Source organism: Halomonas sp. NCCP-2165, from assembly GCF_023708045.1.
Taxonomy (GTDB): Bacteria; Pseudomonadota; Gammaproteobacteria; order Pseudomonadales; family Halomonadaceae; genus Bisbaumannia; species Bisbaumannia pacifica.
Window position 1 is genome coordinate 1 of the sequence record NZ_BRCY01000013.1, and the last position, 21,551, is coordinate 21,551.

24 protein-coding genes and 4 tRNA genes are annotated in these 21,551 nt (G+C 67.4%); 17 read left to right on the top strand and 11 right to left on the bottom strand.

Features of this window, described 5'->3' with window-relative positions:
* Nucleotides 1-109 precede the first annotated feature (109 nt).
* Entirely contained in the window at nt 110-1,030 is a 921-nt protein-coding gene (gene argF / locus NFU04_RS08525; protein WP_251309042.1) for an ornithine carbamoyltransferase, read from the top strand.
* A 165-nt stretch (nt 1,031-1,195) separates the two neighbouring features.
* Here the strand turns inward: argF and NFU04_RS08530 are convergent.
* Nucleotides 1,196-1,271 (bottom strand) — tRNA-Ala (locus tag NFU04_RS08530).
* Nucleotides 1,272-1,512: 241 nt separating this feature from the next.
* Here NFU04_RS08530 and uvrY point away from each other — a divergent pair.
* From uvrY to nadB, 8 genes are all read left to right on the top strand, one after another.
* A complete protein-coding gene (gene uvrY / locus NFU04_RS08535; RefSeq protein WP_146802814.1) occupies nt 1,513-2,163 on the top strand; it encodes a UvrY/SirA/GacA family response regulator transcription factor in 651 nt (216 codons plus the stop codon).
* Nucleotides 2,164-2,280: 117 nt separating this feature from the next.
* The gene (gene uvrC, locus NFU04_RS08540) at nt 2,281-4,095 is read left to right on the top strand and encodes an excinuclease ABC subunit UvrC (RefSeq protein WP_251309043.1); all 1,815 of its coding nucleotides are present in this window, start codon (nt 2,281-2,283) and stop codon (nt 4,093-4,095) included.
* A 62-nt stretch (nt 4,096-4,157) separates the two neighbouring features.
* Nucleotides 4,158-4,706 (top strand): CDP-diacylglycerol--glycerol-3-phosphate 3-phosphatidyltransferase, encoded by a 549-nt coding sequence (gene pgsA, locus NFU04_RS08545; RefSeq protein ID WP_146802813.1) that lies wholly within the window; start codon nt 4,158-4,160, stop codon nt 4,704-4,706.
* 62 nt (nt 4,707-4,768) lie between these two features.
* Nucleotides 4,769-4,843 (top strand) — tRNA-Gly (locus NFU04_RS08550).
* Between the two features lie 39 nt (nt 4,844-4,882).
* A tRNA-Cys gene (locus tag NFU04_RS08555) sits at nt 4,883-4,956 on the top strand.
* Nucleotides 4,957-4,985: 29 nt separating this feature from the next.
* Nucleotides 4,986-5,072: transfer RNA gene (locus NFU04_RS08560), tRNA-Leu, on the top strand.
* A 40-nt stretch (nt 5,073-5,112) separates the two neighbouring features.
* Nucleotides 5,113-6,231 (top strand): FUSC family protein, encoded by a 1,119-nt coding sequence (locus tag NFU04_RS08565; protein ID WP_251309044.1) that lies wholly within the window; start codon nt 5,113-5,115, stop codon nt 6,229-6,231.
* 49 nt (nt 6,232-6,280) lie between these two features.
* Nucleotides 6,281-7,852 carry an L-aspartate oxidase gene (gene nadB, locus NFU04_RS08570; RefSeq protein ID WP_251309045.1) on the top strand — a complete coding sequence of 524 codons (1,572 nt, stop codon included), beginning with the start codon at nt 6,281-6,283 and terminating at the stop codon, nt 7,850-7,852.
* Here nadB and NFU04_RS08575 read toward each other — a convergent pair.
* Together NFU04_RS08575 and NFU04_RS08580 are read right to left on the bottom strand one after the other, a co-directional pair.
* Nucleotides 7,849-8,250, bottom strand: coding sequence for a protein YgfX (locus tag NFU04_RS08575; protein ID WP_251309046.1), 402 nt, complete (start codon nt 8,248-8,250; stop codon nt 7,849-7,851). The two genes, nadB and NFU04_RS08575, sit on opposite strands and share 4 nt — an antisense overlap.
* Nucleotides 8,210-8,503 carry an FAD assembly factor SdhE gene (locus NFU04_RS08580; protein WP_459382075.1) on the bottom strand — a complete coding sequence of 98 codons (294 nt, stop codon included), beginning with the start codon at nt 8,501-8,503 and terminating at the stop codon, nt 8,210-8,212. The genes NFU04_RS08575 and NFU04_RS08580 overlap by 41 nt, the downstream gene beginning before the upstream one ends.
* Nucleotides 8,504-8,694: 191 nt before the next feature.
* Here NFU04_RS08580 and NFU04_RS08585 point away from each other — a divergent pair, with 191 nt between their 5' ends.
* From NFU04_RS08585 to lapB, 3 genes are read left to right on the top strand one after another with little or no spacing between them, the layout of a single operon-like run.
* Entirely contained in the window at nt 8,695-8,991 is a 297-nt protein-coding gene (locus NFU04_RS08585; RefSeq protein ID WP_146802808.1) for an integration host factor subunit beta, read from the top strand.
* Nucleotides 8,992-9,042: 51 nt separating this feature from the next.
* On the top strand, nt 9,043-9,348 hold the full coding sequence (locus NFU04_RS08590; RefSeq protein ID WP_251309047.1) for a LapA family protein: 306 nt from the start codon (nt 9,043-9,045) through the stop codon (nt 9,346-9,348).
* Complete coding sequence (gene lapB, locus NFU04_RS08595; protein WP_251309048.1) at nt 9,349-10,530, top strand: lipopolysaccharide assembly protein LapB; 1,182 nt, start codon at nt 9,349-9,351, stop codon at nt 10,528-10,530.
* Nucleotides 10,531-10,568: 38 nt separating this feature from the next.
* Here the strand turns inward: lapB and pyrF are convergent, their stop codons facing one another.
* Complete coding sequence (pyrF, locus tag NFU04_RS08600; protein WP_251309049.1) at nt 10,569-11,270, bottom strand: orotidine-5'-phosphate decarboxylase; 702 nt, start codon at nt 11,268-11,270, stop codon at nt 10,569-10,571.
* Nucleotides 11,271-11,465: 195 nt separating this feature from the next.
* On the opposite strand from pyrF, the gene NFU04_RS08605 reads away from it, so the two are divergent.
* Nucleotides 11,466-11,732 carry a ComEA family DNA-binding protein gene (locus NFU04_RS08605; protein WP_251309050.1) on the top strand — a complete coding sequence of 89 codons (267 nt, stop codon included), beginning with the start codon at nt 11,466-11,468 and terminating at the stop codon, nt 11,730-11,732.
* Nucleotides 11,733-11,874: 142 nt separating this feature from the next.
* On the opposite strand, the gene NFU04_RS08610 is transcribed toward NFU04_RS08605, so the two are convergent.
* A complete protein-coding gene (locus NFU04_RS08610; protein WP_251309051.1) occupies nt 11,875-12,636 on the bottom strand; it encodes an SDR family oxidoreductase in 762 nt (253 codons plus the stop codon).
* Between the two features lie 172 nt (nt 12,637-12,808).
* On the opposite strand from NFU04_RS08610, the gene NFU04_RS08615 reads away from it, so the two are divergent.
* The 3 genes from NFU04_RS08615 to groL all read left to right on the top strand — a co-directional run bounded on the left by NFU04_RS08615 (nt 12,809) and on the right by groL (nt 15,524).
* Nucleotides 12,809-13,315 (top strand): FxsA family protein, encoded by a 507-nt coding sequence (locus NFU04_RS08615; RefSeq protein WP_251309052.1) that lies wholly within the window; start codon nt 12,809-12,811, stop codon nt 13,313-13,315.
* Between the two features lie 211 nt (nt 13,316-13,526).
* Entirely contained in the window at nt 13,527-13,820 is a 294-nt protein-coding gene (locus tag NFU04_RS08620; protein ID WP_146802801.1) for a co-chaperone GroES, read from the top strand.
* Nucleotides 13,821-13,886: 66 nt separating this feature from the next.
* Nucleotides 13,887-15,524 carry a chaperonin GroEL gene (gene groL, locus NFU04_RS08625; protein ID WP_195859677.1) on the top strand — a complete coding sequence of 546 codons (1,638 nt, stop codon included), beginning with the start codon at nt 13,887-13,889 and terminating at the stop codon, nt 15,522-15,524.
* 125 nt (nt 15,525-15,649) lie between these two features.
* Here groL and NFU04_RS08630 read toward each other — a convergent pair whose 3' ends face one another.
* From NFU04_RS08630 to folE, 4 genes are all read right to left on the bottom strand, one after another.
* Nucleotides 15,650-17,107, bottom strand: coding sequence for an NAD-dependent succinate-semialdehyde dehydrogenase (locus NFU04_RS08630; RefSeq protein ID WP_251309053.1), 1,458 nt, complete (start codon nt 17,105-17,107; stop codon nt 15,650-15,652).
* 67 nt (nt 17,108-17,174) lie between these two features.
* Nucleotides 17,175-17,651 carry a hypothetical protein gene (locus NFU04_RS08635; protein ID WP_251309054.1) on the bottom strand — a complete coding sequence of 159 codons (477 nt, stop codon included), beginning with the start codon at nt 17,649-17,651 and terminating at the stop codon, nt 17,175-17,177.
* An 88-nt stretch (nt 17,652-17,739) separates the two neighbouring features.
* Nucleotides 17,740-18,156, bottom strand: a complete 417-nt coding sequence (gene folX, locus NFU04_RS08640; RefSeq protein ID WP_251309055.1) for a dihydroneopterin triphosphate 2'-epimerase — start codon at nt 18,154-18,156, stop codon at nt 17,740-17,742.
* A 14-nt stretch (nt 18,157-18,170) separates the two neighbouring features.
* The gene (gene folE, locus NFU04_RS08645) at nt 18,171-18,728 is read right to left on the bottom strand and encodes a GTP cyclohydrolase I FolE (RefSeq protein WP_251309056.1); all 558 of its coding nucleotides are present in this window, start codon (nt 18,726-18,728) and stop codon (nt 18,171-18,173) included.
* Between the two features lie 349 nt (nt 18,729-19,077).
* Here folE and NFU04_RS08650 point away from each other — a divergent pair, with 349 nt between their 5' ends.
* Nucleotides 19,078-19,626 (top strand): TraB/TrbI/VirB10 family type IV secretion system protein, encoded by a 549-nt coding sequence (locus tag NFU04_RS08650; protein ID WP_251309057.1) that lies wholly within the window; start codon nt 19,078-19,080, stop codon nt 19,624-19,626.
* An 85-nt stretch (nt 19,627-19,711) separates the two neighbouring features.
* On the opposite strand, the gene NFU04_RS08655 is transcribed toward NFU04_RS08650, so the two are convergent.
* Together NFU04_RS08655 and NFU04_RS08660 are read right to left on the bottom strand one after the other, a co-directional pair.
* Nucleotides 19,712-20,707 (bottom strand): serine/threonine protein kinase, encoded by a 996-nt coding sequence (locus NFU04_RS08655; protein ID WP_251309058.1) that lies wholly within the window; start codon nt 20,705-20,707, stop codon nt 19,712-19,714.
* Between the two features lie 118 nt (nt 20,708-20,825).
* Complete coding sequence (locus tag NFU04_RS08660) at nt 20,826-21,527, bottom strand: ComF family protein (RefSeq protein ID WP_251309059.1); 702 nt, start codon at nt 21,525-21,527, stop codon at nt 20,826-20,828.
* Nucleotides 21,528-21,551: the final 24 nt, after the last annotated feature.

Here is a 21,551-nt window from a genome sequence, read left to right on the forward strand (position 1 = left end):
ATCCTGCCCCCAGCGCCCCTCAGCGACTCCGACGGCGATGACCCTGCCCCCACGCGTTGCGCCACACCGTCCGGCTAGCTAGGATGGTCGTTTTACGCGGAGAGACACCATGGCGGCACGCCATTTCCTGACCCTGCTGGATCTGAGCCCCGAGGAGCTCGCCTACCTGATTCGTCGGGCCATCTCCATCAAGACCGGCCTCAAGACCCAGGGCCCCACCTATACGCCCTTCGCCAACCGCACCCTGGCGATGATCTTCGAGAAGTCCTCGACCCGCACCCGGGTCTCCTTCGAGACCGCCATGGCGCAATTCGGTGGCCACGCCCTCTTCCTCTCGTCCCGCGACACCCAACTGGGGCGTGGCGAGCCGGTCGGCGACACCGCCCGGGTGCTCTCGGAAATGGTCGATGCGGTGATGATCCGCACCTTCTCCCACCAGGGCCTGGAGGCCTTCGCCGCCGCCAGCAGCGTGCCGGTGATCAATGCCCTGACCGACGACTACCACCCCTGCCAGCTGCTCGCCGATGTGATGACCTGGACCGAGCTGCGTGGCAACGTGCGCGGCAAGACCGCGGTGTGGGTCGGCGACGGCAATAACATGTGCCATTCCTGGATCAACGCCGCCCGCCAGTTCGACTTCCAGCTGCGCATCTGCTGCCCCGAAGGCTACGAGCCCCGCGAGGATATCCTCGCCGCCGCCGGCGACCGGGTCAGCCTGGTTCGCGACCCTCGCCAGGCGGTGGCTGACGCCGACCTGGTGACCACCGATGTGTGGGCCTCCATGGGCCAGGAGGAGGAGCAGGCCAAGCGCGAGCGGGACTTCGCCGACCTCCAGGTCACCGAGGCGCTGCTCGATCTGGCCAAGCCGGACGCCCTCTTCCTGCACTGCCTGCCCGCCCACCGCGGCGAGGAGATCAGCGAGACCCTGCTCGATGACCCCCGCGCCGTGGTCTGGCAGGAGGCCGGCAACCGGCTACATGCCCAGAAGGCGCTGCTGGAGTTCCTGCTGCTGGGCAAGGTGGACGGCTAGACAGGCCTCACCCCCTCCGTAACGCAAGAGGCCGGCCCCTGCCTAGCAGGGGCCGGCCTCTTGCTTGGTTCGCTCCTGGCGCCTCGCCCACTGAATCGCAACGGCCAAAAGCAGAAACAACGAAAAAAGCCACCGCGCTAGGCGGTGGCTTTTCTTCTATTCGGTTGGTGGAGCCTAGCGGGATCGAACCGCTGACCTCAACACTGCCAGTGTTGCGCTCTCCCAGCTGAGCTAAGGCCCCACACTGAATGTCTGTAGCGTCATTCGGGCTGTCGCTGCTGGCGTCTCCCTCAGCGACGAGGCGAATATTACGCCCCCCTCCTGAAACCGTCAACCCCTTTTTCGGAATTAATCGTCACTTGCTGATCTTGGGGCCTCCCCCTGCTAGATAGCGCCCCTAAATGAAGCTAAGCTTGGGCTTTCATGGACGAGGCGCGACACGCCCGTCATCGAGACGACTCAACTGCCATCGGGGTAACGCTTTGATCAGGGTCATTGTCGCAGATGATCATCACTTGGTGCGCACCAGCATCGCCCGGATGCTGGATGCCGAAGAGGGCATCACGGTGGTGGCGGAAGCCGCCGACGGCGAGGAAGCCATCGCCCAGGCCCGTCAACACCGTCCCGATATCGTGTTGATGGATATCCGCATGCCCGGTATCGGCGGGCTAGAGGCCACCCGCAAGATCATCAAGGGGATGAGCGATATCCGAGTCCTGGTGCTGACCGCCTACCTCGAAGACGCCTTCGCCCAGCGCCTGCTGGATGCCGGCGCCAGCGGCTTTATCTCCAAGGGCACCGAACTGCCGGAGATGGTCAACGCCGTGCGCAGCGTCTTCGCCGGTCAGCGCTATATCAGCCCGGAAATGGCCCAGCGCCTGGCCCTGTCGCGGATCAGCATTCAGGACAACCCCTTCGACCAGCTCTCCCAGCGCGAGCTGCAGGTGGCGATGATGATCGTCAACTGTCACAAGGTCAGCGATATTTCCGATCGCCTCTTCCTCAGCCCCAAGACGGTCAACACCTACCGCTATCGCATCTTCGAGAAGCTCGAGGTGCACTCCGACGTGGAGCTGACCCACCTGGGGCTGCGCTATGGCCTCGTAGAGGGCTACCAGACCAACGACTCCTAGGCTGTTTGCCGATCCAGGGGCTCGGGAGCGGCGCCTGCCGAGCCAGCGGCCAGCACCGACAGGCCACGAGGTCTCCGACTCTGGTATGCTGGCCGCAGACACAGCGGCATGACCTCCATGAGTTTCGATTCCCAGCGCTTTCTCAAGACCATCGGCCAGGGCCCCGGCGTCTACCGCATGTATGACGACGCCGGCGACACCCTCTATGTGGGCAAGGCCAAACGCCTGAGGGCGCGGCTGGCCAGCTATTTCCGTGGCACCCTCAACGCCAAGACCCAGGCCCTGGTGGCACGTATCGCCGATATCCGGGTCACCCTGACCCACAGCGAGACCGAGGCCCTGCTGCTGGAGCAGACCCTGATCAAGGAGCTGCGTCCGCCCTATAACATCCTGCTGCGGGACGACAAGTCCTACCCCTTCGTCTTCGTCAGCGACCGCCACCCCTATCCGGCACTGGAGTACAAGCGCGCCCGGCGGCGCCGCGATGACGGCCGCTACCTGGGCCCCTATCCGAGCAGTGGCGCGGTGCGCGAGAGTCTGTCGCTGATGCAGAAGATCTTCCGCATCCGCAACTGCGAAGACAGCGTCTTCGCCCATCGCTCGCGCCCCTGCCTGCAGTACCAGATTCAGCGCTGCAGCGCCCCCTGCGTGGGGCTGATCGACGAGGCCAGCTACCGCCGCGACCTGGAGCATGCGGTGCTCTGCCTCTCCGGCAAGAGCGAGCAGGTCACCGACGAACTGACTCGCGCCATGGAGGCCGCCAGCCAGGCGCTGGCCTTCGAGGAGGCGGCGCGACTGCGCGACCAGATTCAGCAGCTACGCCGCCTCCAGGCCCGCCAGTACGTGGACACCGGTGGCGGCGACGCCGACCTCTTCGCCCTGGCGGAGCGTCCCGGCGGGCTCTGCGTGGCGGTACTCACCATCCGCCAGGGGCGCATGCTGGGGGTCAATCACCACACCCCCGGTAATGGCCTCGATCTGGCTCCGGAGGCGCTGCTCGGCGAGCTGGTCAGCCAGTATTACCTGGGCTCCGCCCGGGAGGTCCCCGAGGAGGTGATCACCGGCCTGGCCCTGCCGGATGCCGACCTGCTCCAGGCCGCCCTGAGCCAGCAAGCCGGACGCCGGGTGCGCCTGACCCATCAGGTGCGTGGCCACCGCGCCCAGTGGCTGGGACTGGCCCAGACCAACGCCGAACAGCACCTGGCCACTCAACTGGCCAACCAGACGGAACTGGCGCGACGCTTCGAGGCCCTGCGCCAGGCCCTCGGCCTGGCGGCCGCCCCCACCCGCCTGGAGTGCTTCGATATCAGCCATAGCCAGGGCGAGGCGACCATCGCCTCCTGCGTGGCCTTCGGCCCCGATGGCCCGCTGACCTCCGACTATCGCCGCTACGCCATCGAAGGCATCGCCCCCGGGGACGATTACGGCGCCATGCATCAGGCCTTGAGCCGGCGCTTCAAGCGCCTGGCCGAGGGCGAAGGCAAGCGCCCCGACCTCCTGGTGGTGGATGGCGGCAAGGGGCAACTGCGCATGGCCCGCGAGGTGCTGGAGGCGCATGGCCTGAGCGAGATTCGCCTGCTGGGGGTCGCCAAGGGCAGCACCCGCAAGGCGGGACTGGAGACCCTCTTCCTGGAAGGGGCCGAGCGCCCCCTGGCCCTGGAGGCGGACTCCCCGGCCCTGCACCTGATTCAGCATATTCGCGACGAATCCCACCGCTACGCCATCGCCGGCCATCGCGCCAAGCGCGACAAGGCCCGTCGCACCTCGACCCTGCAGGCGATCCCCGGCGTGGGCCCCAAGCGGCGTCGCGAGCTGCTGCGCTTCTTCGGCGGCCTGCAAGGCGTCCGCCAGGCCAGTCGCGACGAGCTATCCCGGGTGCCCGGCATCAGCGACGCCCTCGCCGAGACCATTTATCAGGCCCTGCATGGATGATCCCCGCCCCCGCGGGTAGAATGGCCCTTTCGACTTCTCCGGCAAGGACACGCGACCCGACGATGAATATCCCCAACCTACTCACCCTGGCCCGCATCGCGTTTATCCCCCTGCTGGTGGTCATCTTCTACCTGCCCTATGGCTGGAGCCTGCCCTTGGCGGCGACCCTCTTCGCCCTGGCCTCGATTACCGACTGGCTGGATGGCTACCTGGCCCGGCGCTGGGACCAGGCCACCCCCTTCGGCGCCTTCCTCGACCCGGTGGCCGACAAGCTGATGGTGGCGGTGGCCCTGGCCCTGCTGATCGAGCGCTACGAGAGCCTCTGGCTGACCCTGCCGGCGCTGGTGATCATCGGCCGCGAGATCGTCATCTCGGCGCTGCGGGAGTGGATGGCCGAGATGGGCAAGCGCGGCCTGGTGGCCGTCTCCTGGATCGGCAAGGTCAAGACCACCCTGCAGATGGTGGCCCTGCTGCTGCTGCTGGGCTTCCTCCCCGGTTCACCGGTGGCTCAGCTGGGGGTCGTGACCCTCTATGCCGCCGCCGCCCTGACCCTGTGGTCCATGGCCCAGTACCTGCGTGCCGCCTGGCCGCACCTGAGCCGCTCGATGTAAGAAAGATCGCAATAACTGTTTGACAGACACGCAGTTATCCGTATAATTCGCTCTCGAGTCAGGCGGGAATAGCTCAGTGGTAGAGCATCGCCTTGCCAAGGCGAGGGTCGCGAGTTCGAATCTCGTTTCCCGCTCCATTTTCACGCAAGCGTGATGGAAATGGCCCGACTCAGTGAGGCTGGATGGCAGAGTGGTCATGCAGCGGACTGCAACTCCGTGTACGCCGGTTCGATTCCGACTCCAGCCTCCATTTCTTGATTTTCCCTGCTCGAACCTCCCGCCCGGATGGCGAAATTGGTAGACGCAAGAGACTTAAAATCTCTCGGTGGCAACACCGTGCCGGTTCGAGCCCGGCTCCGGGCACCATCATCGATTCGATGAGCCATTCGCTCCGGGGCACTCCTCGATGAGATCGTTTCGCCTTCGCGACCCCTACGTCAACTACCGCCATCGACGGCCCATTCATGCGCTGCGAATCTGCGCCGCGGTAGCGATCACCTACCTGACCATCACGCTCTTGCCGATCCCCCACGGCAGTTGGGCCCTGGTCAGCACCGCCATGGTGATGGGCAACCTGCCGCATATCGGCGGCGTCCTGGACAAGGCCAAGCAACGCCTGCTGGGCACCGTCACCGGCGTCGGCTGGGGCGTCCTGATCACCCTGATCCCCGACCCGCCCCCGGGCCTGCTGCTCGGCTGGCTGCTGCTGGGCATCGCCCTGGCCACCTATATCACCTTCGGCAAGCGTCACGCTTACGGCGGCCTGATGTTTACCATCAGCCTGCTGCTGGTGGCCGGCGACGGCCACCAGGATCTGACCCTGGCCCTGTGGCGGGGCTTCGATGTGCTGCTGGGCACCTGCGTGGGGCTGACGGTGACCCTGCTGCTGCTGCCCCAGAAGGCCACCGATGTATTGCGCTTCCTGATGGCCGACAACCTGGAAACCATGGCCCGGCTCTACCAGGCCCACACCGGCGCCGCGGCCGGGGTCGATCCCTCCGCCCGGGAGGCCCTCAAGACCACCAGCGGCCTGCTGGTCAAGCAGCGCGGCCTGATCGATGCCATTCATAGCGAGGGGCGCCTGCGACGTCGCGATCTGGACAACCTGATCTCCCTGCAACGGCGTATGCTCTCCACCATCGAGCTGCTGCTGGAGAGTCACTGGAACACCCGCTCGGGGCATGAGCGCATCGACGCCATGACGGGCCTCAGGGAAACCCAGCATAGCCTGGCGCGGGTCCTCGGCAGCCTGGCCTATCAGGTGCGCACCGGTCAGTCCATTCAGGTGGACGACATCACCTTCGACCTGCAGCGCTACGGCGACCAGGCCCAGGGGGGACGCACCGAGGATGGCCGCCTGCTGTTCAGCCCCAGCGGCTACCTGTGGCTGAATCGCGAACTGGCGCGCCTGACCCAGACCCTGGCCGAGGAGCTAGGCAAGCTGCGGCGACTCCCCAGCCGACGCCTGCGGCGACGCGCCGCGCGGCATCCCCAGATCATCGACAGGACGAAGGGCCGCCCATGACGACAGCCGCCGAATGCGTCCCGGTCATCGACAAGACGGAGGGCCACCCATGACGACGCCCGCGGAACGCGTCCTGGTCATCGGCGGCGGCGTCGCCGGCCTGGCCCTGGCGCTGGACCTGGCCGATCATCGCCCGGTCACCCTGCTGCGACCGGCCAGCGATGACGCCGGCGCCAGCCGCTGGGCCCAGGGTGGCATCGCCGCCGTGCTGGCCCCCGACGACGATATCGAATCCCATGTGGCGGATACCCTGGTGGCGGGGGCCGGCCTGTGCGACGAGGCCGCGGTGCGCTTCACCGTGACCCAGGGGCCCGAGGCCATCGACTGGCTGCTCGCCCTCGGCGTGCCTTTTACTCCGGACCCGCGCCCCGAGGCCCCCTACCCCTACCACCTGACCCGCGAAGGCGGCCACGGCGCCCGGCGCATCATCCACGCCGCGGACGCCACCGGACGCGCGGTCATCGAGACCCTGGTCGCCCGGGCCCAGGCCCACCCGCGCATCACCCTGTGCCCGTCGCTCACCGCCATCGGCCTGCTTCGGGACGCCCACGGCGCCTGCCGCGGCGCCCGCTGCCTGGACGATCGAGGACAAGAGACCCTCCTGCTGGCCGGCGACACGGTGCTGGCCAGCGGTGGCGCCAGCGGCCTCTATCGTCACACCACCAGCCCCGCCCCGACCCGGGGCGAGGGCATGCTGATGGCCGCCGAGCTGGGCGCCCCGCTGATGAACCTGGAATTTCAGCAGTTCCACCCCACCTGCCTCTATGACCCCCAGGGCGCCCCCTTCCTGATCAGCGAGGCGGTGCGCGGCGAGGGCGGCATCCTGCGCAACCTGGCCGGCGAACGCTTTATGCCGGCCCTCGATGATCGGGCCGAGCTGGCACCGCGGGATATCGTCGCCCGGGCCATCGACGCCCAGATGCAACGCGAAGGCGGCGAGCATGTCTGGCTGGATATCAGCCACCTGCCGGCCGCGACGATCCGCCGCCTCTTTCCCACCATCCAGGCGCACTGCCTGGCCCGCGGCCTGGATATCACCCGGGCGCCGATTCCGGTGGTGCCCGCCGCCCACTACAGCTGCGGCGGCGTGGTCACCGACCTGAATGGCGCCACCGAGGTGGTCCACCTCTATGCCATCGGCGAGGTGGCGGCCACCGGCCTGCACGGCGCCAACCGCATGGCCAGCAACTCGCTGCTGGAGTGCCTGGTGTTCGCCCGGGCCGCGGCTCGGGTCCTGCGCCGAGCGCCTCGTGAATGGCAGGCGCCACGACCGGCGGCGTCCTCCCGCGGCGAGCCCCCCGCGGCGTCACGTGTCGCCGCCCTCCAGGGCGAGCTGGGCGAGATCATGAGCCGGCGCGTGGCCATCGTTCGCGACGACGCCGGCCTGGCCGAGGCCGAGGCGCGGCTGCGTGAACTCGGCGAGCGGGTGAGCGCCGAGTGGCGGCATCATGCCCCCACCGTGGCCCTGGCCAGCCTCTGGCACTCGCTGCGCCTGGCCCGCCTTACCGTGCGCCTGGCCCAGGCACGCCGGGAATCCCGGGGGTTGCATTACAACCGCGACTGCCCGAGCGGCGCCGCCGACCCCCGGCCCTCCTTTATCGGACTGGACGCGCTCGACTAGCTCATCCCGCGACGCACGACCAGCCACCGCCGCAGCCGACGCCGCGCCTCGGGGGCGGCGCTATCCGGCCATACCCAGAGCCGTCGCGCCCCCAGGCGCAGGCCGATCAACCAGGGCCCCAGGTAGTCGCAGTCCAGGCGGACTCGCCGCCATTCGCCCCGCGGCTCGGCCCACTGCCACTCCCCGCCATGGCCCAGCGGCACGAAGCGCAGCCGCCCCCGCGGCCGCCGCCGGGCCAGCCACCCCAGCCCGACCACCAACGACAGCGCCGCCAGGGCGACGATCCCCGGCGGCGCTTGCCAGACCAACAGCAGGAGAACGCCACCGCCGCTCAGCAGCGGCGGCAGCAGCGCCCACCTAGAGGGCGCGAAACTGATCGCGATCGCCGAGCTCGGCATGCTCGATGATCTGCGCGACGATGCGCCGCATCGCCGGCGCCTCGGGAGGCTCGCGGCGCATCAGCCAGACGAACAGATCCTGATCCTCTTCCTCGAGCAGGGCCCGGTAGGCGGCGCGGTCGTCGGCATCCAGGCCGTCATAGCGGGCCTCGAGAAAGGGGAGCAGCAGCAGATCCAGCTCCCACATCCCACGCCGGGAGTGCCAATGGAGCCGCTTGCGTTCGACGTCTTCGGAGGGGGTCACTTCGCTCAAGGGAGAACCTCGGACAAGTCTTCGATGGGTGTGGCGACAGTATAACCGAGGTGGCGCCGACAAGCAGAAACCCGACCGCCGCCGGCCCACCTCGACCACTGTGTTGTAGTTCGTTGTTTTATCACGATTTGCACAGTATGCTGAGAACAAACAAGAACCGCAGACCCGGCATTGCCCTTGGAGAATCGCCGATGACCAAGTCCGAGTTGATCGAGCAGATCGCCATGCGACAGCCAGAGCTGTCGATCAAGGAAGTCGAGGCCGCCGTACGCATCATTCTCGACGACATCACCAATGCCCTGGCCGACGGGGGGCGGGTCGAGATCCGCGGCTTCGGCAGCTTCTCCCTGCACTACCGGGAGCCACGCGTCGGCCGCAATCCCAAGACCGGCGACCCGGTCGCCTTGGACGGTAAATTCGTGCCACACTTCAAGCCCGGCAAGGAGCTGCGCGAGCAGGTCAATGCCAGCCGTGCCCTGGGGTACTGAGGGCGAAGGGCGCCCCGCGCCATGACGACAGACAAGATCGAAGGAAGCTCCATGCGTTGGATAAAAGGCGTGATCCTAGCCGTCATCCTGATCCTGGTGCTGCTGGTCGGCATTCTCTTTGCCGTCAATAACCAGCAGGCCGTGCCCCTCAACCTGATCTGGCTCGACCTGCCGCCCGCCTCGCTGTCGGTCTGGCTGCTGGCCGCCCTGACCTGCGGCGTATTGCTGGGCATGCTGGCCATGAGTGGCGTCTACCTGCGCCTGCGCACTCGGCTGACCCGCGCCCAGCGACACAACCAGCAGCAACGCAAGGAGCTGGACCAGCTGCGCGTCCAGGAGCTCAAGGAACTGCCGTAAATGATGGACCTTCTGCTGCTGGCCCTGTTGTTGGCAGCGGTCGCCATCGGCTGGTGGCTGGGCCGGCGCAGCGTGGCTGGCAACGACGAGACGGCCTCCCAGACACGCCTCTCCCGTGACTACTTCGTGGGCCTCAACTACCTGCTCAACGAAGAGCCCGACCGGGCCATCGAGACCTTCGTCAGCGCCCTGGAAGTCAACAGCGACACCATCGACACCCATATCGCCCTGGGCAGCCTGTTTCGCGCCCGGGGCGAAGCCGATCGCTCGGTGAAGATTCACCAGAACCTGCTGGCCCGCCCCGCCCTGACCCCCGCTCAAGGGCAACGGGTGCAGCTGGAGCTGGCCCGGGACTTCCTCAAGCTCGGCCTGCACGACCGCGCCGAGCGGCTGCTCCAGGGGATCACCCGCGAGGCTCAGGACGCAGAACTGCGCCTGGCCGCCAAGCGCTTACTGGTCGACCTGCTGGAACGGGAGAAGGCCTGGCAGGCGGCCCTGGAGGTGGCGGTACCGGAACTGGTCCGCGAGCAGGAGGAGCTGCGCCGCGCCGCCGGTCACTGGCTCTGCGAGCTGGCCGAGCAGGCACTCCAGCAGGCCAGCCCCGGCCCCGCTCGCAAGCAGCTGCGCCAGGCGCTCGGCATTGACCCACAATGCGTGCGCGCCACCTGGCTACTCGCCCGGCTGGAGCATGACACCGGGCACTACAAGGCCGAGGCCAAGCTGCTTAAGCGGATCCCCGACCAGGACCTCGACTTCAGCCCCATTATCCTGGAGCCCCTGGCGGAGGCCTATCGCCGCCTGGCAGATCCCCGGGGATTCGAGGACTACCTCACGACCCTGATCGAACGCGCGCCCTTTACCAGCGCCCTGCTGGCCCTCGCCAGGAGCCGCCAGCACCACGAGGGCAATGCCGCCGCCGAGGCACTGATTCGCGAGCAGCTGTTGCGGACTCCCAGCCTGCGGGCGCTGGACTACCTGATGGATCTCTATGCGCGCAGCGCCGACGCCGAGGAACGCGAGCGCGTCGAGCTGCTCAAGCAGCACACCGAGGCGCTGCTGGCCCGGCACCCGCGTTTCCGCTGTCGGCGCTGCGGTTTCTCGGGAGAGCGCCTGCACTGGCAATGCCCCAGCTGCCGCGACTGGGGCACCACCAAACCGGTCACCGGTATCGAGGGAGAGTGACTGCACCGGCACCGAGGGGGAGTAACGAAGGGACGGCGTCAGGCTTCGGCCAGTTCGGCCTCGATAGCGGCCAGGGCCGCCATGGGGTCCTCGGCCTGGGTCACCGGCCGCCCCACCACCAGGTGCGTACTGCCCGCCGCCATGGCCTGGGCCGGGCTCAGGATGCGCCGCTGATCCCCCGCCTCGGCGAAGCTGGGACGAATCCCCGGCGTCACCTTGAGGAACGCCTCGCCGCATAGCTCCCGCAGCCGCGCCGATTCCTGGGCCGAGCAGACCACACCGTTCATGCCGCTGGCCTGAGCCAACTGCGCCAGGCGCTCGACCTGCTCGGCCGGCGCGACGCTCACCCCCACCTCGGCGAGGTCGGCCGCCTCCATGCTGGTCAAGACGGTCACCGCGATCAGGTGAGTCGCGAGACCGTGCCGGTCGAGGCGCTCGCGAGCCGCCTCCATCATGCGGCGCCCGCCGCCGGCATGCACATTGACCATCCAGACACCCTGTTCCGCCGCCGCCTGGACGGCGCCGGCCACGGTATTGGGAATATCGTGAAACTTGAGATCGAGGAACACCTCGAAGCCGCGGCCATGCAGGGCCTCCAGCACATCCGGGCCACTGCGGGTAAACAGCTCCTTGCCCACCTTGAGCCGGCAGCGGCTCGGGTCGAGCCGGTCCGCCAGGCACAGGGCGGCATCCAGAGAGGGAAAATCCAGGGCGATGATCAGGGGGGAGTCGGTGGACATGGGGCGGGCGTCTCCTCGGCGCGTTGATGGGCGCCTCAGTATACCAGCCGCACCGGACCGCGTCGGCCGACAGACACCGCCAATCGCCGATAGGAGAAACCGCCAAAGGCTGACAGCACCGGAGAGGTCAGGCGCTAGGGTTAATTTGTAACCTGTCGGTTACACAAACCCTCTAACCCTTAGGGAGGATGGGCAATGAACGCAACCCTCAAGGGGCTGGTATTCGCCCTGCTCCTGGGCCTGGCCCCGCTGAGCCTGGCCCAGGAGATGGCCCCGATCAATGTCAACCAGGCCGATGCGGAGATGCTGGCCGAACTGCCCGGCATCGGGCCCAGCAAGGCCCAGGCCATCATCGAGGATCGCGAGACCAACGGTCCTTTCAGCGACCCCGATGACCTGACCCGGGTCAGCGGCATCGGTCCGGCCACCGTGGAGGCCATGCGTGATCAGCTCGCCTTCTGAGCCGCTCCCGGGGGCACCAGCCCCCGGGCTTCTTCTTCCTTCTTTCTCAGATCCTCAGGCCATCATCGCCTTCGATAAGCCGGCCGGTAGCCGGTAAAGAGCCAGCGGTATCGAAGATCCTCGGCAATTTCTCGCAAACAGCTCAGATCCTCAGGCCACCATCGCATTCGATGACCCGACCGGTGAAGTAGGCATTATTGAAGATAAAAGCCACGCTCTCGGCGATATCTTCCGGCTGCCCCAGCTTGCCCAGGGGAATGCCGCGGGCGATCTTCTCGAGCATTTCCGGGCGAATCGCCGCCGTCATCTCGGTTTTGATAAAGCCCGGCGCCACGGCGCCCACCCGCACCCCGTGACGGGCCAGCTCCTTGGCCCAGGTCACGGTCAGCGCCGTCACCCCGGCCTTGGCCGCGGCATAATTGCTCTGGCCCATGTTGCCGGCCTGGGAGATGCTGGAGATATTGACGATCACCCCGCCCCGGCCCGCCTCGACCATCTGCAGGGCCGCCGCCTGGCCACACAGGAAGACGCCGGTCAGATTGACATCGATTACCTGCCGCCACTGGCTCAGGGAGAGGCCTTTCTCGACCTTGCCGTCCCTGGCCTTGATCAGCAGGCCGTCGCGGGTGATACCGGCGTTATTGACCAGTCCCTGCACGGGGCCCATCCGCTCGGCGATATCGGCGAAGGCCTGGGTCACCGAGGCCTCGTCGGCCACATCGGCGACGAAGGCCTGGGCCTCGATACCCGACTCGGCCAGCGCCCCCACGGCGCTATCCAGGGTCTCGGCCTCGCGATCCAGCAGCGCCAGTCGCGCCCCCTGGCGCCCCAGCCGCTGGGCCATCGCCAGCCCCAGCCCGCGTGCGCCACCGGTAATGGCGATCACCGTCTTGTCCGTCGACATCCGTCTTCTCCTCATCGTCAGGGAGCGGCGCGGGGGAACCCGCCCGCCCGTAATTTTGTGCAATGCAGCAACCTATATAAGCTAGCACGCCCAGGTGAGATCGCCCAGGCGGCGCCTTGAAAACCCTCACGCCTCCCCCCATCTCCTGGCTATTGCGATGCCCGGAGGCCCCATGCCGTTTCTGCTCTTCTTTACCCTCTTCGCCCTGCTCGACTTCGTGATCCTCTTCTCGGTGGGCAGCCAGATCGGCCTGCTGACCACCCTACTGATGGTGCTGGCCACCGGCGTTATCGGCCTGCACCTGATCCGCCGCGAGGGCGTGGCCACCCTGGCCCGAGCCCAGGAACGCTTCGCTCGCGGCGAAGTCCCCACCGGCGAGCTGCTCACCGGGGCGGCCCTGATCTTCGGGGGGGCCCTGCTGATGGCGCCGGGCTTTGTCTCCGACGGCCTGGGCCTGCTGTGCCTGATCCCCGATGCCCGGCGACTGCTCGGCAAGGGACTGGCGCGTCTCGGGCTGCGCTTCCAGGCCGCCTCGATGGGCGCCGGCGGCCACCAGCGCCGCCCGGCCGACGACTGGCACCAGGCCGGACGGGATAGCGGCGAGCAGAGTGCGCGGACCACCCCCGAGGACGGCCCCCTGGAGGGTGACTTTATTCCCCGGGGCGACGCGCGCCGCTGAGTGCGCTCGGATGAAAAAATTTTCCTCCGGGGCCTTGAAAGCCATTCGCCCGCCCCCACTGTTGGGCTAGCAACGGTTTCGGCTCGGCGCCCCGGCGCCGGGCCAATGACACGGAAGGCATTCGCCTTCACTTCGCGGCCCCGCTGCGGAGCCGATAACGACCACCGTCACGCCAGGCGTGACATAGCCAACCATCAGGAGTACGTGAGCAATGAACATCCGTCCTCTGCACGATCGCGTCGTCATCCGTCGCGTGGAAGAAGAACAGAAGACCGCTGGCGGCATCGTGCTTCCGGGCAACGCCCAGGAAAAGCCGACACGTGGCGAGGTTCTCGCCGTCGGTAACGGCCGGATTCTCGATAACGGCGAAGTGCGCCCCCTGGACGTCAAGGTCGGCGACACCGTGATCTTCAAGGAGGGCTTCGGCGTCGAGAAACAGAAGATCGACGGCGAAGAAGTCCTGATCATGAGCGAGTCCGATATCCTCGCCGTGGTGGAAGGCTAAGCCCCAGAGCCCGCCAAACGACGTTTGCGTTCTTGTTTGACAACCGATGCATAGGAAGTAACGAAAATGGCAGCGAAACAGGTCAAGTTTTCCGACGACGCCCGTAAGCGCATGGCTCGTGGCGTGGACGTCCTCGCCAACGCCGTGAAGGCCACCCTGGGACCCAAGGGCCGCAACGTGGTGCTGGAGAAGTCCTTCGGCGCCCCCACCGTCACCAAGGACGGCGTCTCCGTGGCCAAGGAGATCGAACTCAAGGACAAGTTCGAGAACATGGGCGCGCAGATGGTCAAGGAAGTCGCTTCCAAGACCTCCGACGTGGCCGGCGACGGCACCACCACCGCCACCGTGCTGGCTCAGGCCATCGTCAATGAAGGCCTCAAGGGCGTGACCGCCGGCATGAACCCGATGGACCTCAAGCGCGGCATCGACAAGGCCGTGATCGCCGCGGTCAAGGAGATCCAGGCCCTGGCCGTGCCCTGCACCGACTCCAAGGCGATCGCCCAGGTCGGCACCATCTCCGCCAACGGCGACGCACGCATCGGCGAGATCATCGCCGAGGCCATGGAGAAGGTCGGCAAGGAAGGCGTGATCACCGTCGACGAGGGCCGTGGCTTCGAAGACGAGCTGGAAGTCGTCGAGGGCATGCAGTTCGATCGCGGCTACCTCTCCCCGTACTTCGTCACCAACCAGGACACCATGGCCGTCGAGCTGGAAGATCCCTTCCTGCTGCTGGTGGACAAGAAGATCTCCAACATCCGCGAACTGCTGCCGGTGCTGGAAGCCGTCGCCAAGGCCGGCAAGCCGCTGGTGATCATCGCCGAGGACATCGAAGGCGAGGCCCTGGCCACCCTGGTGGTCAACACCATGCGCGGCATCGTCAAGGTCGCCGCCGCCAAGGCGCCGGGCTTCGGCGATCGTCGCAAGGCCATGCTGCAGGATATCGCCATCCTGACCAACGGCACCGTGATCTCCGAGGAAGTGGGCCTGAACCTCGAGCAGGCCACCCTGGACCACCTGGGCAGCGCCAAGCGCGTGACCATGTCCAAGGAGAACACCACCATCATCGATGGCGCCGGTGCCGAGGGCGATATCGAAGCCCGCGTCAACCAGATCCGCGCCCAGATCGAGGAGACCTCCTCCGACTACGATCGTGAGAAGCTCCAGGAGCGCGTCGCCAAGCTGGCCGGTGGTGTCGCCGTGATCCGCGTCGGTGCCGCCACCGAAGTGGAGATGAAGGAGAAGAAGGCTCGCGTCGAAGACGCCCTGCACTCCACCCGTGCCGCCGTCGAGGAAGGCGTGGTGCCTGGTGGCGGTACCGCCCTGGTGCGCGTGCTGACCAAGGTGGCCGGCCTGACCGGTGACAACGACGACCAGACCCACGGTATCACCCTGGCCCTGCGCGCCATGGAAGCCCCGCTGCGTCAGATCGTCACCAACGCCGGCGAAGAGGCCTCCGTGGTCATCAACCGCGTCAAGGACGGCGAGGGTAACTTCGGTTACAACGCCCAGACCGGTGAATTCGGCGACCTCTTCGAGATGGGCGTCCTGGATCCGGCCAAGGTGACCCGCTCTGCCCTGCAGTCCGCCGGTTCCGTGGCTGGCCTGATGATCACCACCGAGTGCATGGTGGCCGATGATCCGGAAGAGAAAGAAGCCGCCGCTCCGGACATGGGTGGCATGGGTGGCATGGGCGGCATGATGTAAGCCGACCCGGGCAACCCGCCTGATCGACCCCGCCGGTTCGCCGGCGGGGTTTTTTATGCCCTGAAACGCAGCAGGCCCCCGAGTGGGGGCCTGCTGCGTTTCTGAAATATCAAGTGACTAGGGAGTTACTCCAGCTCCATGCACAGGTACTTGGTCTCCAGGAACTCCTCCATGCCCTGATGGCCGCCCTCGCGACCCAGGCCGGAGGCCTTGACCCCGCCGAAGGGCGCCGCGGCATTGGAGATCAGCCCGGTATTGATGCCCACCATGCCGTATTCCAGGGCCTCGGCGATCCGCCACACCCGGCTCAGGTCCCGGGAGTAGAAGTAGGCCGCCAGGCCATACTCGGTGTCATTGGCCTGGGCCACGGCGTCCTCCTCGTCTTCGAAGGGGAAGACCGCCGCCAGGGGCCCGAAGGTCTCCTCGCTGGCCACCGTCATCTCGGCACTGGCGAAGTTGATCAGGGTCGGGGTGAAGAAGTTGCCGCCCAGCGGGTGGGGGTTGCCCCCCAGCAGCAGCTCGGCGCCCTTGTCCACGGCATCGTGGACATGCTCGGAGACCTTGGCCACCGCCTTGTCATCGATCAGCGGCCCGATATTGACGCCCTCCTCGGTGCCGTCACCCACCCTGAGCTCGCTGTTCATGGCCGCCGCCAGCTTCTCGCAGAAGGCGTTGATCACGCTGGTCTGGACCAGGAAGCGGTTGGTGCAGACGCAGGTCTGGCCGGCGTTGCGGAACTTGGCGGCCATGGCGCCCTCGACGGCGGCATCCAGGTCGGCATCCTCGAAGACGATAAAGGGCGCATTGCCACCCAGCTCCAGGGAGAGTTTCTGGATATGCCGGGAGGCCTGGGCCATCAGGGTGCGTCCCACCTCGGTGGAGCCGGTGAAGGTGATCTTGCGCACCGCCGGGGAGTCGGTCAGGGCCGCGGCGATCTCGCTGGCCTTGCCCGGCACCACGTTGAAGACGCCCCGGGGCACCCCGGCCCACTCCGCCAGCAGCGCCAGGGCCGTGGCCGAGAAAGGCGTCTGGCTGGCCGGCTTGATGACGATGGGGCAGCCCGCCCCCAGGGCGGCACCGGCCTTGCGGGTGATCATGGCGGCGGGGAAGTTCCAGGGGGTAATGGCCCCCACCACCCCCACCGGCTGCTTGGTCACCAGGATACGCTGATTGGGCTTGGCGGCGGGCAGGGTCTCGCCGGAGACCCGCCGCGCCTGCTCGGCGAACCAGCGCAGGAAGCTGGCGGCATAGGCGATCTCGCCGGCGGCCTCGGCCAGGGGCTTGCCCTGCTCCAGGGTCATGATCCAGGCCAGCTCGTCCTGATGCTCCAGCATCAGGTCGTGCCACTTCATCAGGATATCGGCACGCTCCAGGGCGGTCAGGGCCCGCCAGGCGGGAAAGGCCGCCTCGGCGGCCTCGATGGCGCGTTCGGTCTCGCCGCGCCCCAGGCGGGGTACCTGACCGATCTGCTCGCCGGTGGCCGGGTTGGTCACGGCGATCTGCTCGCCACTGTCGGCGGCCACCCAGCTGCCGTCGATATAGGCGAAGGGTCGATAGAGGGTACTCTCTTGCAGGGATTGCATCGTGTTTGCTCCTTCCCGGGAAGCCGGCGACCCAGGCCGCCGAGAGAAAAGGGGATTCCGGCGGCGCCTAGCTTACCGGCACCGCCGCAGAGGGGGCGACCAGGGCGCCCAGCACCGCCACCAGCAGTGCCAGGGCAATCGCCAGCCAGCTGAACAGCCGGCCCCGATAGCGGACCGGATCGCGCTGGACCTGGCGCAGGCCCCACCAGGCACAGGCCGCCGCGGCGGCGGCCAGCAGTGGCACCTGTCCGTCGAGAAACAGGGAGAGAAAGGCCAGCAGCAGACCGCCCAGGCTCCAGCCGGAATAGCGGGGGCGCCCCGCCCCCTCCTCTCGCTGGGCGGCTCGGGCACGCAACTGAGGCGCGGGACGCAGGATCACCTGCACCGCTTGCCCATCACGGGGGGTAAAGGTTACTTCCTGGCCGGCGGCGGGCAGGCCCCTGCCTCGCCAGCCACTCAGGTCGAAGAGGTAGTGGCGGCCGTCACTGGCCGCGATCTCGCCCTCTTGGGTCGCGTCGTCGAAGGCAATGATGTCGCCATTCAAGGCGAGTCTCCTTGGATAGGGGCTTCTCCCCCCATGCTAAGACGAATCGGCCCTGGCACCAACCCCGAAAGGCGCCGATTCGATCACGCTACTCGGGACGGCGGGCAGGAAGCTCCCGAGAGTCGGAGAGAGTAATGGAGACGGAATCGGCGAAGCGCAGCGCATGGGGCTTGTCGATCTCCACCTGGGCCGTCAGCACCTGATCATAGGACATGATGATATCCAGCACCTCGCGGGTCATGCGCTCCAGCAGCAGGAAACGATTCTCCTCCACATGGGCGATCACATGCTTGGTGATGGTGCGGTAGTTGAGAGCCTGATCGATATGGTTGAACTGCACCGCCCGGGCGGCCCGATAGCGAATCACCGCATTGATCACCACGTCCTGGCGGTTGGCGATCTCCTCTTCCTTGATGCCGATATAGGTGCGCAGCCGCAGGTTCTTGATGCGGATGGTGGCCAGATCATGATCGAGGTGCTGATCATTCAGGGAGTGCATGGGCATGGCAAGGCTCCGGCTTAGCGACCGTTGATCAGGGTCAGGAATTCCTGACGGGTCGGGGCATTCTCACGGAAGGCGCCCAGCATCACCGAGCTGGTCATGCTCGAATTCTGCTTCTCCACGCCGCGCATCATCATGCACATATGCTTGGCCTCGATCACCACGGCCACGCCACGCGCCTGGGTCACCTGCTGCACCGCCTCGGCAATCTGGCGCGTCAGGTTCTCCTGGATCTGCATGCGCCGGGCATACATATCGACGATGCGCGCGAACTTGGAGAGCCCCAGCACCCTGCCGCTGGGCAGGTAGGCGATATGGCACTTGCCGATAAAGGGCAGCAGATGGTGCTCGCACAGGGAATAGAGCTCGATGTCCTTGATCAGCACCATCTCATCGGTCTCGGACTCGAAGACGGCACCGTTGACCAGGGTCTCCAGGGACTGCTCGTAGCCCCGGGTCAGGAACTGCATCGCCTTGGCGGCACGCTTGGGGGTGTCGCGCAGCCCTTCCCGCTCGGGGTCTTCCCCGAGGCCCAGGATGATCTGGCGATAGTGTTCGGCGAGTGCTTCGGTCATGGTGTGGCCCACTTGTCGAATAAATTGCTACAAATTATTGCAGCTGGTACATGTCTTGTACAATCAAATCCTTGCCCGGGTATGCCTGCCAGCGTCTCGATTACGGCGAGTCACGCACGGCGAGTCTCGCATCATATCCGGGCAAAGGGGCGATTCTAGCGCATGGGCGCCCGTCTCGCAGGTCCTGATGCGCCATCGGCCCACGGCGCCGAGCCGCGCCACGGCAACGTGGCATAATGTCACGCGGGCCCGGCGGAAGCGCTCCCGGCTGTGCTAGCATGGGGGCCTAGCAACACGCTGCTCGGCCGTTATCGCCCGCTATCGTCAGCTATTGATCAAGAGTCCCGCCATGGCACAACGCACCCTTCGGCTCACCTCCCTGCTCACCGGCCTGTCGGCCTCCCTGCTGCTGAGTACCGGGATGGCCCAGGCCGAGCCCCTGCATCTCCCCAACGAGGCGATCATCGAAGTCGCCGTGATCGAGTCCACGGCCTTTACTCCCGAGGCGCCGCGCCGCGGCGATATGCTGCTGCGCCCGGTGGCCAACGCCGCCGGCGATATTGCCCTGCCTTCCCACTGCCTGATCACCGCCGATGGCCTGCTGGATAGCAGCCGGCTGCGCGTCTCGGCCAAGACCCTGACCTGCATCGCCACCGATGGCGGCGAGAGCGAGATCTTCAGCGGCGAGATGTCCGCCACCGCCTACGATGCCGACGGCCGCTTCGGCCTGGATGCCTGCGTCGATGCCGAGTGCCACGAGGCGCGCCTGGTGCCCTCCCGCGCCTTTATCATGCGCCTGGGCCATGACCTGACCCTCGAACCCAAGGACAACCCCTCGGCGCGGATCAACGAGGAGCGCCGTCAGGCGAGCGGCGGCGACGCCCCTGACACCCCCTGACGCCGCCGCGTCACGCCTGCGCTCGTCGCAACGAAGAGGCCCCGCCAATGGCGGGGCCTCTCGCGTCGGATGGCGGCCTCCGACCTCAACCGGGACCCGCCAGCCAGCGCGGCTGGTTCGTCAAGGCCAGGCACTGCTGCTCCAGGTCGCGGATATGCTGGTCCCAGTAGCCCGACTCGGCGACCCAGGGAAAGACCCGCGGGAAGGCCGGATCTTCCCAGCGCGCCACCAGCCAGGCGCTGTGGCGCATCAGCCGCAGGCCACGCAGCGCCTCGATCCAGCGCAGCTGGCGGCGATCGAAATCGCAGGCCTGCTCATAGCCTTCGAGCAACTCCGAGAGCTGCATCTGCCACTCCTGCTCATGCTGGGCGCTGAGCAGCATCCAGAGGTCCTGCACCGCCGGCGCCATCAGGCAGTCGTCGAAGTCGACCAGGGCGAAGTCGCCGTCGCGGCCGAGCATATTGCCCAGGTGGCAGTCCCCATGGGCGCGAATCATCGAGGCCCCGGGCCAGGCCTGCTCGAGGATGGCCGCCGCCAGCTCGCCGCTGATGCGCTCGTAGGCGCGCCGCTGGCGGGCATTGAGCCAGGGCCCGGCCAGCACGATGGCGCGGCTCTCCTCGGCCAGGGGACCGGGCTCGAGGCGCCGGCGATGGACGAACTCGCCGCGCCCGCCCACCGCATGCAGGCGGCCGATCAGCTCTCCCAGGGCGAACAGATGGTCCGGATTGTCGAGTTCCGGGGCGCCCCCCGGCAGCTGCGGGAAGAGCGCGAAGCGGAAGCCCTGATGGCGGTGCAGGCTGACGCCCCGGGCATCCCGCCAGGGCGCGGCCACCGGCACCTCCGCGGCCAACAGCTCGGTGAGGAAGTCATGCTCCTCCAGGATCGCCTCGTCCGTCCAGCGCTGGGGACGGTAGAACTTGACCACCCAGCGGCGCCGCTCCTCGTCATGCAGCTGGAAGACCCGGTTCTCGTAGCTGTTCAGCGCGAAGGGCTCGCCGGGCAGCCAGAAGCCCAGGGACTCCACCGCCTCGACCACCCGGGCCGGAGAGAGGGATTCGAAGGGGTGTGGATCCGGAGTCATGGCGCGTCCTTTGCTGGTGCGTTGCGAAGATCGACAGTGGGCATCATAGCAGTCCCGGGACCGTCAATCGCAGCTTATTCCAGGAGCGCCCGCGGCTTATTCCAGGAGCGCCCGCGGCTTATTCCAGGGGCGTGCGCGCCATGGCCCAGGCCTCGACCGTCTCGGCCCCGGCCCGTCGACAGGCCAGCGCCAGGGCCTCCAGGGTGGCCCCGGTGGTCATGACGTCATCGACCAGGGCGACCCGCGCCGGTAGCGCCGAGTCGATGCGGAAGGCCCGACGCAGGTTGGCGCGTCGGGCCGGGCGGTCGAGGCCGCGCTGGCTCGGGGTGTCGCGCACACGTCGGGCCTCGATCAACGGCAGCTCCAGGCGACGCGCCAGGCGCCGGGCCAGCCAGTCCGCCTGGTCGAAGCCGCGCCGTCGCGCCCGCCGATCATGCAGCGGCACGGCCACCAGCGCCGCCACCGGGGGCAGCGTCAGATCGCGCAGGAAGAGCTCCAGCAGCACGCTGCCGGCTCGCGGCGAGGCATGGAACTTGAAGGCCCGCACCAGCCCCTCGACCGCCCCCGCGTAGCGCAGCGGCGCCCGGGTCCGGTCGAAGGCCGGGGGACGCCTCACACAGGCGCCGCAGGGCCTGCCGAGCCCCTGCCCCGCCTGGGGCTCGCCGCAGCGGGGACAGGCCGGCAGGTTCCAGGGCAGGGCCAGCAGGCAGTCATGACACCAGGGCGCCTGGCGCTCGGCGGGGCCCAGGCAGAAGGCGCAGCGCCCCGGCAGGGCCCGACGCAGGGCATGGTCAACCCAATGCACGATCGAAGTTGACAAGGCGTGACCACGCCCTATCATCGT

Coding starts and splice junctions, on each gene's coding strand:
- argF (WP_251309042.1), top strand. CDS start 110: ATGGCGGCACGCCATTTCCTGACCCTGCTGGATCTGAGCCCCGAGGAG.
- uvrC (WP_251309043.1), top strand. CDS start 2,281: ATGAGTTTCGATTCCCAGCGCTTTCTCAAGACCATCGGCCAGGGCCCC.
- pgsA (WP_146802813.1), top strand. CDS start 4,158: ATGAATATCCCCAACCTACTCACCCTGGCCCGCATCGCGTTTATCCCC.
- NFU04_RS08565 (WP_251309044.1), top strand. CDS start 5,113: ATGAGATCGTTTCGCCTTCGCGACCCCTACGTCAACTACCGCCATCGA.
- nadB (WP_251309045.1), top strand. CDS start 6,281: ATGACGACGCCCGCGGAACGCGTCCTGGTCATCGGCGGCGGCGTCGCC.
- NFU04_RS08575 (WP_251309046.1), bottom strand. CDS start 8,250: ATGCCGAGCTCGGCGATCGCGATCAGTTTCGCGCCCTCTAGGTGGGCG.
- NFU04_RS08585 (WP_146802808.1), top strand. CDS start 8,695: ATGACCAAGTCCGAGTTGATCGAGCAGATCGCCATGCGACAGCCAGAG.
- NFU04_RS08590 (WP_251309047.1), top strand. CDS start 9,043: ATGCGTTGGATAAAAGGCGTGATCCTAGCCGTCATCCTGATCCTGGTG.
- lapB (WP_251309048.1), top strand. CDS start 9,349: ATGATGGACCTTCTGCTGCTGGCCCTGTTGTTGGCAGCGGTCGCCATC.
- pyrF (WP_251309049.1), bottom strand. CDS start 11,270: ATGTCCACCGACTCCCCCCTGATCATCGCCCTGGATTTTCCCTCTCTG.
- NFU04_RS08605 (WP_251309050.1), top strand. CDS start 11,466: ATGAACGCAACCCTCAAGGGGCTGGTATTCGCCCTGCTCCTGGGCCTG.
- NFU04_RS08610 (WP_251309051.1), bottom strand. CDS start 12,636: ATGTCGACGGACAAGACGGTGATCGCCATTACCGGTGGCGCACGCGGG.
- NFU04_RS08615 (WP_251309052.1), top strand. CDS start 12,809: ATGCCGTTTCTGCTCTTCTTTACCCTCTTCGCCCTGCTCGACTTCGTG.
- NFU04_RS08620 (WP_146802801.1), top strand. CDS start 13,527: ATGAACATCCGTCCTCTGCACGATCGCGTCGTCATCCGTCGCGTGGAA.
- groL (WP_195859677.1), top strand. CDS start 13,887: ATGGCAGCGAAACAGGTCAAGTTTTCCGACGACGCCCGTAAGCGCATG.
- NFU04_RS08630 (WP_251309053.1), bottom strand. CDS start 17,107: ATGCAATCCCTGCAAGAGAGTACCCTCTATCGACCCTTCGCCTATATC.
- folX (WP_251309055.1), bottom strand. CDS start 18,156: ATGCCCATGCACTCCCTGAATGATCAGCACCTCGATCATGATCTGGCC.
- folE (WP_251309056.1), bottom strand. CDS start 18,728: ATGACCGAAGCACTCGCCGAACACTATCGCCAGATCATCCTGGGCCTC.
- NFU04_RS08650 (WP_251309057.1), top strand. CDS start 19,078: ATGGCACAACGCACCCTTCGGCTCACCTCCCTGCTCACCGGCCTGTCG.
- NFU04_RS08655 (WP_251309058.1), bottom strand. CDS start 20,707: ATGACTCCGGATCCACACCCCTTCGAATCCCTCTCTCCGGCCCGGGTG.